General features: G+C 69.7%; 14 protein-coding genes and 2 tRNA genes. 7 read left to right on the forward strand and 9 right to left on the reverse strand.

Annotation, left to right across the window (positions count from 1 at the left end):
* Positions 1-565 (forward strand): mycothiol-dependent nitroreductase Rv2466c family protein (locus NX1_RS21550; RefSeq protein WP_068062483.1); only part of this gene is annotated, 565 nt, incomplete at its 5' end.
* Positions 566-610: 45 nt separating this feature from the next.
* Here NX1_RS21550 and NX1_RS21555 read toward each other — a convergent pair.
* A complete protein-coding gene (locus tag NX1_RS21555) occupies positions 611-1,522 on the reverse strand; it encodes a M48 family metallopeptidase (protein ID WP_373864902.1) in 912 nt (303 codons plus the stop codon).
* 601 nt (positions 1,523-2,123) lie between these two features.
* On the opposite strand from NX1_RS21555, the gene NX1_RS21560 reads away from it, so the two are divergent.
* Together NX1_RS21560 and NX1_RS21565 are read left to right on the forward strand one after the other, a co-directional pair.
* Positions 2,124-2,597, forward strand: coding sequence for a ribose-5-phosphate isomerase (locus tag NX1_RS21560; protein ID WP_068062489.1), 474 nt, complete (start codon positions 2,124-2,126; stop codon positions 2,595-2,597).
* A gap of 14 nt (positions 2,598-2,611) precedes the next feature.
* Positions 2,612-3,412: an Fpg/Nei family DNA glycosylase gene (locus tag NX1_RS21565; protein ID WP_068062492.1), complete on the forward strand. Its 801-nt coding sequence runs from the start codon at positions 2,612-2,614 to the stop codon at positions 3,410-3,412.
* 57 nt (positions 3,413-3,469) lie between these two features.
* On the opposite strand, the gene NX1_RS21570 is transcribed toward NX1_RS21565, so the two are convergent.
* Entirely contained in the window at positions 3,470-4,426 is a 957-nt protein-coding gene (locus tag NX1_RS21570) for a GGDEF domain-containing protein (RefSeq protein ID WP_068062495.1), read from the reverse strand.
* Positions 4,427-4,896: 470 nt separating this feature from the next.
* Here NX1_RS21570 and NX1_RS21575 point away from each other — a divergent pair.
* Both NX1_RS21575 and NX1_RS21580 read left to right on the forward strand, forming a co-directional pair.
* Positions 4,897-4,967: transfer RNA gene (locus tag NX1_RS21575), tRNA-Gly, on the forward strand.
* A 47-nt stretch (positions 4,968-5,014) separates the two neighbouring features.
* Positions 5,015-5,091, forward strand: a tRNA-Pro gene (locus NX1_RS21580).
* A 219-nt stretch (positions 5,092-5,310) separates the two neighbouring features.
* On the opposite strand, the gene NX1_RS21585 is transcribed toward NX1_RS21580, so the two are convergent.
* Positions 5,311-5,799 carry an FBP domain-containing protein gene (locus NX1_RS21585; RefSeq protein WP_068062497.1) on the reverse strand — a complete coding sequence of 163 codons (489 nt, stop codon included), beginning with the start codon at positions 5,797-5,799 and terminating at the stop codon, positions 5,311-5,313.
* 338 nt (positions 5,800-6,137) lie between these two features.
* Between NX1_RS21585 and NX1_RS21590 the strand changes: the two genes are divergently transcribed.
* Entirely contained in the window at positions 6,138-6,788 is a 651-nt protein-coding gene (locus NX1_RS21590; RefSeq protein ID WP_068062501.1) for a peptide deformylase, read from the forward strand.
* Positions 6,789-6,966: 178 nt separating this feature from the next.
* On the opposite strand, the gene NX1_RS21595 is transcribed toward NX1_RS21590, so the two are convergent.
* From NX1_RS21595 to NX1_RS21605, 3 genes are read right to left on the reverse strand one after another with little or no spacing between them, the layout of a single operon-like run.
* On the reverse strand, positions 6,967-7,686 hold the full coding sequence (locus NX1_RS21595; protein WP_068062503.1) for an ESX secretion-associated protein EspG: 720 nt from the start codon (positions 7,684-7,686) through the stop codon (positions 6,967-6,969).
* The gene (locus tag NX1_RS21600; protein WP_068062505.1) at positions 7,683-8,267 is read right to left on the reverse strand and encodes a hypothetical protein; all 585 of its coding nucleotides are present in this window, start codon (positions 8,265-8,267) and stop codon (positions 7,683-7,685) included. The genes NX1_RS21595 and NX1_RS21600 overlap by 4 nt, the downstream gene beginning before the upstream one ends.
* Positions 8,264-8,632 (reverse strand): hypothetical protein, encoded by a 369-nt coding sequence (locus NX1_RS21605; RefSeq protein WP_068062508.1) that lies wholly within the window; start codon positions 8,630-8,632, stop codon positions 8,264-8,266. The genes NX1_RS21600 and NX1_RS21605 overlap by 4 nt, the downstream gene beginning before the upstream one ends.
* Before the next feature lie 192 nt (positions 8,633-8,824).
* Here NX1_RS21605 and NX1_RS21610 point away from each other — a divergent pair, with 192 nt between their 5' ends.
* The gene (locus NX1_RS21610) at positions 8,825-9,217 is read left to right on the forward strand and encodes a DUF1801 domain-containing protein (RefSeq protein WP_068062511.1); all 393 of its coding nucleotides are present in this window, start codon (positions 8,825-8,827) and stop codon (positions 9,215-9,217) included.
* Between the two features lie 9 nt (positions 9,218-9,226).
* Here NX1_RS21610 and NX1_RS21615 read toward each other — a convergent pair whose 3' ends face one another.
* The 3 genes from NX1_RS21615 to NX1_RS21625 form a co-directional block, all read right to left on the reverse strand.
* Positions 9,227-10,474, reverse strand: a complete 1,248-nt coding sequence (locus tag NX1_RS21615; RefSeq protein ID WP_068062514.1) for a serine hydrolase domain-containing protein — start codon at positions 10,472-10,474, stop codon at positions 9,227-9,229.
* A 399-nt stretch (positions 10,475-10,873) separates the two neighbouring features.
* On the reverse strand, positions 10,874-13,549 hold the full coding sequence (locus tag NX1_RS21620) for a polynucleotide kinase-phosphatase (RefSeq protein ID WP_068062517.1): 2,676 nt from the start codon (positions 13,547-13,549) through the stop codon (positions 10,874-10,876).
* Positions 13,546-15,294, reverse strand: a complete 1,749-nt coding sequence (locus NX1_RS21625) for a 3' terminal RNA ribose 2'-O-methyltransferase Hen1 (protein ID WP_068062520.1) — start codon at positions 15,292-15,294, stop codon at positions 13,546-13,548. Before NX1_RS21625 ends, NX1_RS21620 begins: the two co-directional genes overlap by 4 nt.
* Positions 15,295-15,412 lie beyond the last annotated feature (118 nt).

Here is a 15,412-nt window from a genome sequence, read left to right on the forward strand (position 1 = left end):
CTGGATCTTGGAGGTCGAGCAGGTCCGCGACATCGAGGCGCGCTTCCATGTGATGAGCCTCGCGGTGCTGAACGAGGGCCGGGATCTGCCCGAGCAGTACCGCGAGCTGATGAACAGCGGCTGGGGCCCGGTGCGCGTCGCCATCGCCGCGGCCAAGGAGCACGGCGACAAGGTGCTCGCCCCGCTCTACACCGCGATGGGCAGCCGTATTCACGACCGCAAGGCCGAATACGATCAGCCGACCACCAAGGAGCGGCTGGCCGCGGTGATCGCCGACGCGCTCGCCGAGGTGGGGCTGCCCGCCGAGCTCGCGCAGGCCGCCGAGAGCACCGAGTACGACGAGGCGCTGCGCAAGAGCCACCACGAGGGCATGGACAAGGTCGGCAAGGACGTCGGCACCCCGACCATCCACGTCAACGGCGTGGCGTTCTTCGGCCCGGTGCTCTCGCGCATCCCGCGCGGTGAAGAGGCGGGCAAGATCTGGGACGGCGTCGTCGCGCTGGCTTCCTACCCGCACTTCTTCGAGCTCAAGCGGACCAGGACCGAAGACCCGGTCTTCGACTGAACGCGAACCGGGCGCCGCGTGCTCGCGACGCCCGGTCGCTCCGGCTCAGGCCACCGGCTTCGGCGGCAGACTCGGCACCTCGCCGTACGGCCCGTACGGCGCGACGCCCACCGAGGGCTGCGGGCTCGGGCGCAGGAAGAGCCTGCCGTGCCTGCTGCGGTCGCGCAGCGCCCACATCCGCCAGGTCAGCACCGGGTGCGAGGACATGGCGTTGACGAACCAGACGAAGCCGCCCTTCTCGGTGGCGGCGCGGTCGGCCATCTCGTCGAAGCCGACGAGGGTGTTCATGTACTTGCCCGCCGCCAGCGTGCCCATCGCGGCGGCCGCGCCGGTATGCCGGTTGCAGTAGCCGTGGTTGTCAGCGGTGTATTCCTGCGAGCGGATCAGCGAACTGCCGAGGATCGGCAGGAACGGCACCAGGAACATGCCCAGCTGTCGCCAGTACGAGGTGTGCCCGGCGGCGATGTGGCCGACCTCGTGGCCGATGATGAAGGCGAGCGCGTCGGGTTCCCGTGCCTCGCCGCCGATTTCGAACAGGTCGCTGTAGACCACGACGAAGCGCCGGAAGCCGTGCCCGGAGGCGAAGGCGTTGATCTGGCCGTTGCCCAGCACCACGTAGGCGTCGGGCACCTTCGCCATGCCGAACCTGGCGGCCGCCTCGACCACCATCTGATAGCCCTCGGGGAATTGTGTCGGCGACATCTTCACGCCGTTCACCCGCTGTGTCGCGTAGTTGAAACCTCGCCCCACCCAAACCAATAGCGGAGCGAAGACCAACAGCAGCAGATAGTCGCTCGGCACCGCGCCGTCGGCCAGCACGACGACGAGCGTCACGATGGCGATCAAGTACGCGACCACCGTGCACACCACCACCACGACAAGCAGCGGGATCTCCCAGCTGTGCCTGGCGGGCATCCCGAACGGGGACAAGCCGCGCGGCATGTTCTGCGGCGGCACGGGCGGGGGAGTGCCGTAGGGCGTCATCGGAAGGGACCCGTATGACGAGGGCACCGTGCCGTATGGCGCCGAGGACCCAGGGCCGTAGGGCACCGAAGACCCAGGACCGTAGGGCGTGGATGACGCGGCGCCGTACGGCGCCGAAGGCACAGTGCCGGTGGGCGTGGACGACGCGCTGTATGGTGCCGAAGATTCAGCGCCGTAGCGGGTAGAAGAGGCATCGCCATAGGGCGACATCGATGTGGCGGCGAATGATGACGTGCCGTAGGTGGGGTGGGCGCCCGTGTGCTGTGGCGTCGCCGAGCCGTGCTGCGGCGGTTGCTGTGTGTACCCCCACCCGCTCGGCGGCGCGTCCGTTGGCTCCGGCTGGTCGGCTCGGTCCGGCGGCGTCGGTTCGTGCGGCTGCATGAAGTGCACTCTATTCATCGGTGGGGACGGGTTTCTCGCGTCCGAGGGGCCGCTGCGGCTGTGCTCTCGGACACACCTGGTCGGCGCCGCGGGCGCCTCCCGTGTCACCAGATTCGCGCCACGCGGCCCCGGTGTTAATGGCGGACGGTGCCCTCTCGGATCCGCCGTCGCGTGGCCTGACACAATCGCAGCCATGCGCGTATACCTGGGTGCCGACCATGCCGGTTTCGAACTGAAGAATCACGTCAAGGCCCATCTCCAGCAGGCGGGCCACGAGGTCGTCGACTGCGGCGCCCTCGAGTACGACGCACTCGACGACTACCCCGCCTTTTGCATCGAGGCGGCGCGCCGCACCGTCGCCGATCCTGGCAGCCTCGGGCTGGTCTTCGGCGGCAGCGGCAACGGCGAGCAGATCGCCGCGAACAAGGTGCCCGGCGCCCGCTGCGCCCTGGCCTGGAGCGTGGAGACCGCGAAGCTTGCCCGCGAGCACAACAACGCGCAGCTGATCGGCATCGGCGGCCGCATGCACTCCACCGAGGAGGCGCTGGCCATCGTGGACGCGTTCGTCTCCACCGCGTGGTCGGAGGAGGAGCGTCACCAGCGCCGCATCGACATCCTGGCCGAGTACGAGAAGACCGGTGTCGCACCCGCCGTCCCGGCGTACTGAGGTCGCGTCGGCAGATGCCTGAAGGGCATACGCTGCACCGCCTGGCGAACCAGCACCAGCAGGTGTTCGCGGGCGGTGTGGTGCGGGTGTCGAGTCCGCAGGGCCGGTTCGCCGATGGCGCCGCCCTGGTGGACGGGCAACGGCTCGTGCGCTCGGAAGCCCACGGCAAACACCTGCTCCACCATTACGAATCCGGGCTCGCGGTGCACGTGCACCTCGGGCTCTACGGCAAGTTCTACGACTCGGAGCTGCCGATGGGCGCGCCGATCGGGCAGGTCAGGATGCGCATGATCGGCGGCGCCGGCGTCGGCACCGACCTGCGCGGTCCCGCCGCCTGCGAGGTGCTGCTCCCGCCGGAGGTCGAGGCGCTGACCGACCGCCTCGGTGCCGACCCGTTGCGCTCCGATGCCGACCCGGACCGCGCCTTCGCGCGAATCCGCCGTTCCCGCAGGCCGATCGGCGCGCTGCTGATGGACCAGAGCGTCATCGCGGGCGTCGGGAACGTCTACCGCGCCGAAGTGCTCTTCCGGCACGGCATTTCGCCCTATCGTCCCGGCGTCGAGCTGAGTGCCGAAGAGTGGCGCGCCCTCTGGGCGGATCTGGTCGAGCTGATGCCGGTCGGGGTGGCGACCGGGCGCATGCACGTGGTGCGCCCCGAACACGATCACGGCGAACCGTCCTACGCCCCCGATCGTCCGCGCACCTATGTCTACCGCCGCCCCGGCGCGGGTTGCCGAGTGTGTGCCGAGCCGGTTGCTCACGCGGTGCTCGAGGGGCGCAATCTCTTCTGGTGCCCCACCTGTCAGCCGAGTTGAGCCGGTTCCGGGCGGCTGCCGACCACCGGTGCGCCCGCGGGCGCACCGGTTGCCAGTTCAGCCGGCGACGGCCGCGTCTATCTCCGGTTCGTCGGAGTCGGAGAACGCGAACCGTCGCCCGCCCGCCGTCTTGGCCGTGTACATCGCCCGGTCGGCGCGCCGTAGCAGATCGGTGAAGTCGCATGGGGCGCCCGGCGGGTTGTAGGCGGTGCCCACGCTCGCCGAGACCGGCACCGGGCCCGCCGACGACCACACCGGGTCGCGCAGTGCGCCCACGATGCGGTTGGCGATCTCGGTGAGGGTCTTGCCGTCCCGGTTCACCGCCAGCACGAACTCGTCACCGCCGTACCGGCAGATCACCGTGTCCGGCGGGCACACCTCGCGCAGCCGGTTGGCCAACTCGACCAGCACCTCGTCGCCGACCGCGTGCCCGTAGCCGTCGTTGATCTGCTTGAACCGGTCCAGGTCGATCAGCAACAGTCCGACGCAACTGTTCGGATCGGTGGCCATCCGGCGCACTTGATCCTGGAGCAGGGTGCGGTTGGCCAGGTCGGTGAGCGCGTCGTGGGTTGCCTCGTGACGCAGCCGGTGCTGGAGAGCGGCGATCTCCTGCACGCGCAGCGACACCTTCGCGGACAGGCTCTGCTCCTGCTGGGCCAGCGCCCGCTCCTGCAAGGCCTGGGCATAGCTGTCGATGGCCTGGCTCGCCACGAACGGCCAGCGGGTCGCCACCAGCGACCCCGGCCTGCCCGAGGGGAAGCCGAGCAGCCAGCGGCTTGCCTGGGCCAGCATCCTGGTCCGCTCGAAAGGCGGCTCGGCGAGGCGCGCGCCGAGCATTCGCGCCTCCGGCACGGGGAAGGGTTCGTGCTTGGCTAGATACAGCAGCCGTTCGACCAGCTCGATGAGTACAGGTTCCAGCTGGTGTGGTGTCGTGTGCGAGCCGGGCTCGGAGCACACCGCCCGTGCCCAGGCGCGACACATCGCGGCGACTGGCGGTTCGATGTCGGTCGCCATCGTCTTCACCGATCGCGGGCGACGTCGGTACCCGGGTGCCCTGTGCGCACACAGGTGCCGGCCTCACCCCGATCACTACTGCTACGCGGTTCTGTCCACCTCGCTCGGTGCACGCTCACCGCCCCCTTTCCAGATACCCCCGTCCGGCAAAAAGGATCCTAGCAAGCCACCCGGCACTGAAAAACGCGGTTTTACAACGAGTTTTCGATGCCTCGCGAATGGCGATCTGATGTGTGATCGTTACAGAAGTGTTGGTGTTACACAACGATTCGGGTTCGCTGGAGAGTCGCAACTCGACATGCCGAGAGTGTGCTGGGTCACTCGATCGGGAGGATTGCCCGCCCCGACGGTCAGGGGTGACGGCTCGGGTCGTACCGCGCGGACGGGGGCGATTGGCGTTTACGGAACCGGATTCGGTACAGTGCGTGGTGCACACGACATCGTGGCGATCCCATCGATGTCGTATGCCTGCGGGTGTAGTTCAATGGTAGAACCTCAGCCTTCCAAGCTGATGGTGCGGGTTCGATTCCCGTCACCCGCTCAAAGAACGATTCATACTCGTCGGCGGCCCCCGCCACCGCGAGGCCACGGGGTGTAGCGCAGCTTGGTAGCGCATCCGCTTTGGGAGCGGAGGGTCGCAGGTTCAAATCCTGTCACCCCGACCATTTTTCGACCTTTCCGGCCCCGATCGTCTTCGGTCGGTGGTTGTGCCTCGGATTCCTCTCGGGACGGGACGGTCCGTCCGCTGTCGGCGCGTCTCGACCGAAGAGGAATCCCGGCGCCCCGAGTTCCGATGGGGGAGCGGGATACTCGGGGCGTTGCGGGGTGCGGGGTACTGAGTGTCGGCGCATGGCATCTACCTCCTTTCGGATGGGCGGCGCAGGTCAGCTGTAGAGCCTGGTGAGGAAGGCGTCGATGTTCTCGCGGACCCGGTCGATCTTCTCCTCGAGCGTCAGGTCTTCGCGGTAGCGACTGCCGAGGGCGGGGCGCTTCTTACCGCGTGCGTACAGCGAACAGGCCAGGTCGGCGCACATATAGGTGCCGATCGAGTTGCCGCGGCGGCCCGAATCGCCCGCCTTGTGCGCGGTCATCAGGACCACGTCGCCGCCGGTGTGCGTGGTCAGGCAGATCGCGCACATCTGCGGCTTGCCGGTCCCGCCCGTTTCGTGGCGCAAGGCGACGCCGACCAGCTGATCGTCTCGCGGAACCACCAGGTAGCAGCGGCCGGGCAGCGACGGATCGCCCCAGCCGAGGAAATCCAGATCGTCCCACGGTCGCTGCTCGAGGTCGCGGGGCACGGACAACCGTTTCGCGTCGCCCTTGGAACAGTTGACGAACGACGACCTGATGTCGCGTTCGGTGACAGGTTTCATGGCAGTGTCGACTCCTTCGATCGATGGCGGACAAACCGACGCGACGTTACGGATCCCGCTGCTCGCGAACAACGGATTTTCCATGGCCGCACCGCGCCGCTGAGGCGTCGGGCGACCACGCGCGTCGGCTCGGCCACACGTCTTGCACGCGAGCCGGGTATGTATCGGGACTACCCGGTCCACCGGTCCCGCCGGGCGGCTGGAACCCTCGTGGAGCACGGTCGTCGTCCTCGCGACCGCGGGCATCCGGCGCGGATGCCGCACTGTTCCGACCCGGCTGCGGCGCGAATCGGCAGACCCGGCGTGCACCCACCCCGTGCGGTTGGGATGCTGGCGGCATGGAAGTCCCTATCGACGATGCGCGCTCGCTCGCGGCTCGGGTAGCCGAATTGCTCTCCGCCGACGATCCATTACCGATCGTCGCGGCCGGCGACCCGGTCCTGCGCAGGCCCAGCGCTCCGTTCGACGGACAGCTCGACGACGACCTGCTGGCGCGGTTCATCGCCGCCATGCGCGCGACGATGCACGCGGCGCCCGGCGTCGGCCTCGCCGCCCCGCAGGTCGGAATTCCGTTGCGACTGGCGGTGATCGAGGACTTCGCGGAAGTATCCGACGAGGTCCGCGCCGCCCGCGGGCGACGGCCGGTGCCCTTCCGCGTCCTGATCAACCCGAGTTACGAGCCGACCGGCCCCGCGAAGGTCGCCTTCTTCGAGGGCTGCCTCAGCGTCCCCGGCTGGCAGGCCGTCGTCTCTCGCCCCGCCGAAATCCGCCTCACCGCCCACGACGAGCACGGCCGCCCGATCGACGAGATCGTCCGAGGCTGGCCCGCCCGCATCGTCCAACACGAAACCGACCATCTCGACGGCACCCTCTACCTCGACCGCGCCGAACTCCGCTCCCTCTCCACCACCGAAGCCGTCGCCACCCGCTGGCCCCACCCCACCCCTCACCCCGCCGCCGAATCCCTCGGCTTCCCCCTCCCCGAATGAACCGCCCCATTTCGGCGGGTCCGGTGAGACCGGCGAGAGCCTGCGCCGAGTCGGCCCGCCCTTGATCACCGAGATCGTCCGGAAGACAACCGGAGTCACGGACTTCCTCGCGTCCTTCGTCGCCCAGGCACGAGAAGATCTAGGCATCGGCGACGCCTGAGGCGCACGCGACCCGCTCTCAGCCGATGGCGGCCAACCGTGTGAGGTGGGTGGCCAGCGCGGGTTCGGTGACCGGGGCCAGGGTGAGATCGGTGCTGGTGGTCAGTAGGTAGCGTCCGTCGTCGGTGAAGTCGAGCCAGGTGCGGTGGCGGGTCGGCGGCGACATCGGGTCTTCCGGGGCGACGGTGACGGTGATGAAGCCGCGGGCGTCGATCGGCCGGTGCAGCGTCTGGCGCAGGGCGGCGGCGCGCAGCGCGGCCTCGGACTGCTGTGTCCAATGGTTGGGGTCTTCGTAGAGGACGGCCTCGCGTGGTTCCCGCATCGGGGCGAGCCTGCCCGCGGGCGCGGAGCCCATCGCGGCCACCAAATGCTGCGCGACATTCTTTGCGTGGCAGGCGATCACGGTGACGTCGCAGGCGCCCGCGACGATCACGGTGCCCCACACCAGGTGGGTGGCGCCGAAAGCGAGGATGGGTTCGTCGGCGCGCTCGTCCGGCGCGTAGCGGTCGCCCGAGAGCGTGATCGTGGTGACGTCGCCGCGGGCGCAGAGGGTGAGTGCGCCGGTCAGGTCGGGGTCGGCGTTACGCCGGAAGCGTTCGACGAGTTTGAGCTTGTCCCAGTCGTTCTCGCTGCGGACGGTGCCGCGGTGGGCCATGTTGATGGGGTAGGGGCGGCGGTCGAGACCGGTCTCCGCCGACCACACGTAGGTGAACTCGTCCGGCGAGAAGACCCACCTCACCGCGCGGCCTCACCGCTCGGATCGGGCGTACCGAAGACGGGCACGGCATCGCCGGACGCCACGAGGGTCGAGTTGTAGCCGAAGGTCAGAGTGTCCTGGGCGTCGGCGAGCGCCTCGGCGGCGGCGATGTCGTGCGCCATCTTGCGCGGCCCGCCCTCGATGGCCTCGAGCACCGGGTCGGGATTCGGTGCGTAGGGTTCGGGCGGCGGCGCGATCGCGTCGCGGATCGCCTGCGCCGCCGTGGAATTCGCCTCCATCAGCCGGTGCAGTTCGGCGCAGACGTCGCGGACGGCCGCCCCGGCGCGGAGGAACTGTTCGGTCGATTCGCGCGCGGCGGCCGCCGCCGCACCGTGCCATTCCGCGAATTCGCGGCGCACCGCTGCCGCGAACGCCGCGAACAGCTCGTCGAGCGCCTCGGCGCTCGTCTGCCAGCCCTCGGCGACGCGGCCGAGTTCGGCGGGGCGCAGCGCCTCGTGTACGAGTTCCCAGATCTCTTGGTGGGTGTAGGCGTCGAAGGACTCCCGATCGGTGACGTAGGGCGGATCGGTCGCCGCACCGATGCGGTCCGGCGCGCTGCTCATGCTCCGTCGTCCAAACGGTCGGCGGCGAGTTCCAGCGCCGCGCGGTGGGCGGCGTCGGCCTCGGACATCAACTGCCCCGCTGATAGGTATCCAGCTTTGTAGCGCAGCGTCGCCTCCTGGAGTGTGGTCAGCGTGTCCGCGAATTCCCTTCCCTTGGACGCGAACCCGCGAGCGAGCGCGATGCCGGACGGCAGCTCGGGAAAGCCGTTCACCTCACCGAGGTCGGTCGCGCGCAGCTGCCGCAATCCATCCAGGAGCGCGTCGCAGGCGGAGGCCAGTCGCAGCGCCGTCTGCTCTGGCATACGCAGTTCGCCGGTCAGCGCGGCGTCGAACAGTCCGGCGGCCCGTGCCTGTTCCGGTTGCACTGGATTCGGCCCCCTAGTTGTCGCTCGGCACGACGGTCGTGAGCACAGGAGCCTATCAGCGCCCGGCCGTGCTGCTGCGGCGAATGGTGCTCGATTTCGTCGATCGCACAACGCCGGCGGCACCGCGCTGTGCCGGGCCATCGGTGCGCCGCGAGCCTGTCGACGGACGGGTATCTGTGCCACGATCGGCACATGTCCTATGTAGCCGACCCGCGTGTCGATGCCTACATCGACGCCCTACCCGACTGGCAGCGGGCGATCTGCCGTGAGGTCCGCGATCTGGTGCACGCCGCGGACCCGGAGGTCACGGAGACCGTCAAACGCACCGTGCAGCCGTACTTCGTGCTCGACGGCAATATCTGCGCGCTGCTCGCCGCGAAGACGCACGTCAACGTGTTCCTCTACGACGGAGGCATCGTCCCCGATCCGGAGGGCATCATCACCGGCGGACACGACAACAAGACCGCACGGACGGTCGCCATCCGCGAGGGCGAGACCGTGAACGCCCGCGCTCTGTCGGCCATATTCCGCAGGATCATCGCGGACAATCGTGCGGGCGGGTGGCGAAAATTGAAGGGCCGCTGACCCTTCCGATCAGCTGGCCGCGGCCTTCGGCTCCGCCCGGATCGGGTCTCGTCCGCGGGCGATGCGGGTGATGCGCTCGGCACGGGCGGCCAGCATCGGCAGGCGGGCGTCGCCGACCGACATGGCGTGGTTGCCGAGGTGATTGGTGACGAAGGCGACGGAGAGACCGAGCCCGGGAAACGCGATCCCACCGGATCCGCCGATCCCGAAGTGGCCCAATGCCCTTCGGGTGAGGCGCGGGCCGACGATGGCGCGGTGGTAGCCGAGCGCGAAGTGCGGCGGCGCGCCGAGTACGTAGTCGTAACGGCTGTTCGGCGGCATCTCCGCGAGGCGTCGGGTCGTCTCCGCGCGCAGCAGTCTGCGTCCGTCCACCATGCCGTCGTTGGCGATCGCGCCGTACATCTTGGCCAGCGCTCGAGCGGTGAACACGCCGTTCCATCCGGGCATCATCGCCTCGTACGGGCGGGTGCCGAGCGACATGTCGGCCCAGCCGTCATAGACCGCGCCGCGCGCGGCGTACACCAGTTGCAGCGGCGCGAACGGCGCGATCAGTCGATCGAGCGGGACCCTGGCGACGCCGAGTCGCGGCGAGAGCTTCGCCACCCGGGGCCGCTCGTGTTCGGGGACGCCGAAGAAGAAGTCGCGCTCACCCAGCGGTCCGGCGAGTTCCGACCGGACCAGGTCGGTGAAGTCGCGACCCGTCGCGTGCTGGGCGATCTCGGCCACCAGGGTGCCGAAGGTGATGGCGTGATATCCGGATGCGCGCAACCGCAACGGGTCCGGCGCGGAGGCCGCCATCGCGGCCGCGACCGCGTCGTGATTCAGCAGATCGTGCGGATCGGACAGCAGGCCGCGGATGCGCTGGAGGCCCGCGCGATGGTTCAGCACGTCGCGCAGCGTGATGTCGGCCTTGCCGTTGGACCCGAAATCGCGCCAGTAGTCGGCCACCGGGGCGTCCAGGTCGAGCAGTCCTCGGTCGACGAGCCGATGGGCGACGGTGGCCGCCACGCCCTTGCTGGTCGAGTACGAGAGCGCCATGGAGTCGGCCCGCCAGCGCCGGTCGCGGTCCGCCCAGCCCGCCCACACATCGAGCACCGGCTCGCCGTCCAGGTAGACCGCGAGCGCGCCGCCACCCTGGCTCCTGCGGCGGAACATGCCGAAGAACTTCGCGGCCAACCCGGCGAACCGGTCGTCGATCAGCATGGTCCGTGCGTCGTCGGCCTCGTACCCCGGGCCCTCGATGCTGGCAGCAGGCATGGTCAGACTCCTTTGTCTGTCGGCTGCGCGCGGCCGAACCGCGCATGCCAGCGCTTACTCTTGCAAGCGCATTGCTAGCAGACTGTAACGACGGTTATGGTTCGTCCGCAACGGTCGTTCCCGCTCAGTGGGGAGTACCCATCGCGAACAGCTCAACGCTTCAGCGCTGCTCGACGCCCGCTCGCCCCGCCTCGCCCGCCGCCCTGACCTGCGAAGATGAGAGCCGTTAGCCGCTGGCAAGCGGTCTCGACGGCGGACGCCCGGAGGCTTCGAGCGCACGCGAGCATCATCCGGACGTCGCCATCGAGCGCCGAGTAGACAGCCGGGCGCGGGAGTGCACGGGCGAGCGGCGGGCACGCGCGTGGCGCCGCTGCACCTCCGACATCCGACGGCTGCTGTTCACAAGCGCGGGTCCACGGGTTCCGATTCGAGGGCCAGCACCGCGAATACCGCCTCGTGTACCCGCCACAGCGGCTCGCCCGCAACGAAACGGTCGAGCGCCTCCAGCCCGAGCGCGTACTCGCGTAGCGCCATCGACCGCTTGCGCCCGAGACCACGGGTACGCAGCCGGCGCAGGTTCGGCTCGCGCAGATACTCCGGGCCGTAGATGATCCGAAGGTATTCGGGTCCACGGCATTTCACGCCCGGCTGAACTAGACGAGCGGACTCGTCCCGAGCCGTGGTGTTGCCCGGCTCCGGTGCGTCCGAGGCCCGGGCGGTGCCGTCGGCATCCGGACGCTCGCTACCGTTCACACCGCCTCCCGGCTGGTCGGCCGCTCGGCTTCTGACCAGAGAGTCGAGCGGCTTCACGACCATTCCCTCCCCGCCCGCGGCGGTGAGTTCGGTCCACCACGTCGTCGCGGCGGCTTCGTCGTCGGGATCAGCCAGGTTCACCACCATCCGACGGGTCGGCGTGAACAGCGCCGGATCCGCGTCGACCAGGCGATCGATCACGGCGAGGTGCCAGGCGTGGTCACGGGTCGCGTGGTTGACGCCCTCCGCGGCCAGCAGCTGGAACGGCGCGAGGCGCAGCCCCGCCAGACCGTCGGTCGTCCAGCAGTAGCGCCCGTATGCGGAAGTGAAGGCCGCGGCGTCCGCGCGGCGTCCCGCCGTGCGCTCGGCCAGTTCGGTGACGTCGTGGCCGCGCGCGGCGACCGCCGCCAACACCGCCTCGGCTCCGTCGAGCGCGGCCTTGGCCGCGGCGCCGACTGCCGCGTACTGCGAACGCAACAGGCCGATCGCCTTCGCCGACCACGGCAACAGCTCCGCGTCGAGCAGCAGCCATTCGCTGCGCAGGTCCTCGAAGAGCCCGGCGGCCTCGGCCGCCGCACGGATGCGAGCGAGCAACGTCTCCGTCGCGGCGGGATCGTCGAAGAACGGGCGGCCGGTGCGCGTGTAGATCGCCCCCGTGCCGTCGTCCTCGACGCCGAAACGGTCCCGCGCGACCGTCGCCGAGCGGGTCACCAGAACGACTGCGCGCGAGCCCATGTGCTTCTCCTCGCACACCACACGATCCACGCCCTCGCCCCGGTAGTAGGCGAACGCCTCGGCCGGGTGCTCGAGGTAGCCGTCCAGCGACGAGGTCGCGCACGGTGACATCGTCGGCGGCAGGTACACCAGCCAGCGGGGATCGATGGCGAAGCGGCTCATCACCTCCAGAGCCGCTCCCGCGTTCTCCTCCTGCACGCCGACGCAGCCGTGCCTGCTGGTGTGCACCACGCGGCGGCCGATCACGTCGTCCAGGTCCAGCACGCCGGGATCGCGGTGCGCCACGGAATCGGTGGCCGCGGGAGGTGTCAACGGACGTGTCGGTTCGTACCAAACTTGTTCGGCCGGAACCGAAACCGGCTCTCGCTCGGGATAGCGCAGCGCCGACAGGCAGCCGCCGAACACCACACCGGTGTCCAGGCAGAGCGTGTTGTTCACCCAGCGCAGCTCGGTCACCGGCGTGTGGCCGTACAGCACGGCGGCCCGGCCGCGGTAGTCCTGCGCCCACGGGTAACGCACCGGCAGGCCGTATTCGTCGGTCTCCCCGGTGGATTCGCCGTACATGGCGAAGGCGCGGACCCGGCCGGACGCGCGGCCCTGATACTCCTCTTTCAGCCCCGCGTGCGCGACGACGAGGTTGCCGCCGTCGAGTACGTAGTGGCTGATCAGTCCGCGGCAGAAGTCGAGCGCCGCCTTGCGGAAGTCCTCGTCCTCGGCCTCGAGCTGGCTCAGCGATTCGGCGAGGCCGTGCGCGACCTTGACCTTTTTCCCGGTGAGGGCACGCACCAGCTTGTTCTCGTGATTGCCGGTGACGCACAGTGCCGTTCCCGCAGCGACCATGCCCATCACCAACCGCAGGACGCCGGGGGTGTCGGGCCCGCGGTCCACCAGGTCGCCGACGAACACAGCGGTGCGTCCGCGCGGATGACGGGCGCCGACCGCGCGTCCGGCCGCGTCGCGCTCCACCGCGTATCCGAGCTCGCCGAGCAGCGTCTCCAGTTCGGCACGGCAACCGTGCACGTCGCCGATCACGTCGAACGGGCCGGTGAGCTCGCGCTTGTCGTTCCACGCCTTCTCGTCGACGAGGGTCGCGCCGTCGATCTCCTCGACCCCGCGCAACACGTACACCTTGCGGAATCCCTCGCGCTCCAGCCCGCGCAAGCCGCGGCGCAGGTCCCGCTGCTGGCGGTGCACCACGTGCGCCGCCAGGTGCGACCGATCCGGTCGCAGCGAATTGCGTTGCAGACATACCGAATCCGGTACATCCAGCACGATCGCCACCGGTAGCGCGTCGTGGGCGCGCGCCACCGCGACTAGTTCCTGACGCGCCCGCGGCTGCACGTTCGTGGCGTCGATCACCGTGCGAAGTCCGCGGCGCAGCCGGATGCCCGCGATGTGGTGCAGCAGCGCGAATGCTTCCGGCGTGGCCGACTGGTCGTTCTCGTCGTCGCTCACGATGCCGCGGCAGGCATCCGACGAGACGATGGCGGTGGACGGAAAGTGCTTGCGCGCGAAGGTGGATTTACCCGAGCCGGTGCTCCCGACGAGTACGACGAGCGAGAGCTCGGGGATGGAGAGTTCGGTCATCGCGCGGCTCCTTTCGTGTCCTCGCCGGTGGGGCCGGGTGGTTCGGTCTTCGTGAACAGGGCGAGCTGGGTGGGCGCGCCCAACTCGGGATGCGCTGCGCCGACGGGCCACAGCCGGGCGCGGTAGCCATTGCGCTGTGCGACGCCGGTCGCCCAGGCGGCGAATTCCGCTCGGGTCCATTCGAACCGGTGATCGTCGTGGCGGAACTTGCCCGCAGGCAGGGTCTCGTAGGCCGGGTTGTATTCCGCGTTCGGCGTCGTCACCACGACGGAACGCGGTGCGGCCGTGGCGAAGACGGCGTGCTCCAACGCACCGAGCCGAGCCGGGTCGACGTGCTCGATCACCTCCATCAGCACCGCGGCGTCGTAGCCACGCAGCCGCGCGTCGGTGTACGTCAGCGAGCCCTGGAGCAGGGTGAGCCTGCGCGCGGCGTGCTCCGGCATCCGGTCCACCCGCAACTTGCGTTTGGCGATGTGCAGCGCCCGCATCGACACGTCGACGCCGACGATCTCGGTGAACATCCGGTCCGCCAGCAACTCTCGCAGCAGCGCGCCCTCACCGCAGCCGAGATCGAGCACGCGCCGCGCGCCGACCTCGCCCAGCGCGGCGAGCACGGCGGCCCGCCGCTGCACGGCCAGGGAGGGCGTCCGGCCCGCGGCTTCGTCGGTGTCCGGACCGGCGACGCCGTCATCGGGCGTCATCGAATCGGAGGGACTCGCACCGGGGGACAGGACGTCGCCAGGCGACCGGTCGCTCCAATCGGCCCGCTCGGTGACGGCGCTGGGCTCGGCGATTGCGTCGGTCACCGCTGTGTCGTCGTCAGTCGAAGCGGAGGAGTGCGTCGGAGTCGCTGAGCTACCGGGCGAACCGGCGGCGTCCGAGCCGTTCGACCCGCTCGCCGGTGCGTCGAGCGGCGAGTCGCCAACGTTGTCGCGCACAGCGTTCCCAGACTCGGCATAGTCCTCCACCGCGCCGAGTTCGTCCGGATCCGTCTCATCGATCTCCGCTAGGCGCGCCAGCGCCGTGCGTACCAGCGACTGACGACGGGCCAGGTAGCGCCGGGTGATCCACCCGCGTTCGGGGTGTTCGGCCAACCACCCGCCGCCGGCGCGGATGAGCTTGTCGACCTCGTCGGCGGCCATCCAGTAGTGCTTGGCGCCGTCGAGCACCGGCAGCAGAACGTAGAGGTGCGACAGGGCGTCGGCGAGCCGCATCTCGCCGTTCAGCGCCAGCCGCAGATAGTGCGAATCGCCCCACTCCGGGAAGGCCGGGTCGAGGGGGATCGGGGTGGTCGACACGGCCCAGCCGAGCGGCGCGAACACCCGCTCGGCGACTTCGGCCCCGCCCTTGCACGGCACCGCGGGCAGTTCGATGCGCAACGGCAGCGCGGCGAGCGCGAGTTCGGGGCGCGCCTTGCACTGCCCGTGCAGCGCCGTGCGGAACACCGCGCCGATCGCGACCGACAGCAGTGACGACGCCGCGTATGGCCGGTCGTTGACGTACTGCCCGAGGCTGAAATCCGGAGTGCCACGGGAACGTCCGCGCACCAGGCGGATCGGGTCCACCTCGAGGACCAAGGCCGCCGTGCAGCGCGCCGGATCGGCCTCCGGGTAGACCACGTGCGCTGTGCCGTACGACTGCTCGAACGCCTGCACCCGCTCGGGGTTCTTGTGCAGCAAGAATCCGAGATCGGTCGCGGGCCAGGCCGCGCCATCGGGTCGCGTGCAGGTGATCGTCAACAGCATGGTGCGATCGTCGCCGACTCGTCAGGCACCCGCAAGGAAGTTTTCCACAGGTGCCACGTATTTCCATACGGCACAAAAAGTTCGGCCGCCGGCCTGTGGACAACAGGCTGCGGCGGCC

Origin of the sequence: Nocardia xishanensis NBRC 101358, assembly GCF_001613365.1 — a bacterium.
Taxonomy (GTDB): domain Bacteria; phylum Actinomycetota; class Actinomycetes; order Mycobacteriales; family Mycobacteriaceae; genus Nocardia; species Nocardia xishanensis.

Excerpts from the sequence above, each read along its gene's own strand:
- NX1_RS21570 (WP_068062495.1), bottom strand. The coding sequence starts at position 4,426 with ATGGCGACCGACATCGAACCGCCAGTCGCCGCGATGTGTCGCGCCTGG.
- NX1_RS21610 (WP_068062511.1), top strand. The coding sequence starts at position 8,825 with ATGTCCTATGTAGCCGACCCGCGTGTCGATGCCTACATCGACGCCCTA.
- NX1_RS21620 (WP_068062517.1), bottom strand. The coding sequence starts at position 13,549 with ATGACCGAACTCTCCATCCCCGAGCTCTCGCTCGTCGTACTCGTCGGG.
- NX1_RS21560 (WP_068062489.1), top strand. The coding sequence starts at position 2,124 with ATGCGCGTATACCTGGGTGCCGACCATGCCGGTTTCGAACTGAAGAAT.
- NX1_RS21585 (WP_068062497.1), bottom strand. The coding sequence starts at position 5,799 with ATGAAACCTGTCACCGAACGCGACATCAGGTCGTCGTTCGTCAACTGT.
- NX1_RS21600 (WP_068062505.1), bottom strand. The coding sequence starts at position 8,267 with ATGAGCAGCGCGCCGGACCGCATCGGTGCGGCGACCGATCCGCCCTAC.
- NX1_RS21615 (WP_068062514.1), bottom strand. The coding sequence starts at position 10,474 with ATGCCTGCTGCCAGCATCGAGGGCCCGGGGTACGAGGCCGACGACGCA.
- NX1_RS21590 (WP_068062501.1), top strand. The coding sequence starts at position 6,138 with ATGGAAGTCCCTATCGACGATGCGCGCTCGCTCGCGGCTCGGGTAGCC.
- NX1_RS21565 (WP_068062492.1), top strand. The coding sequence starts at position 2,612 with ATGCCTGAAGGGCATACGCTGCACCGCCTGGCGAACCAGCACCAGCAG.
- NX1_RS21625 (WP_068062520.1), bottom strand. The coding sequence starts at position 15,294 with ATGCTGTTGACGATCACCTGCACGCGACCCGATGGCGCGGCCTGGCCC.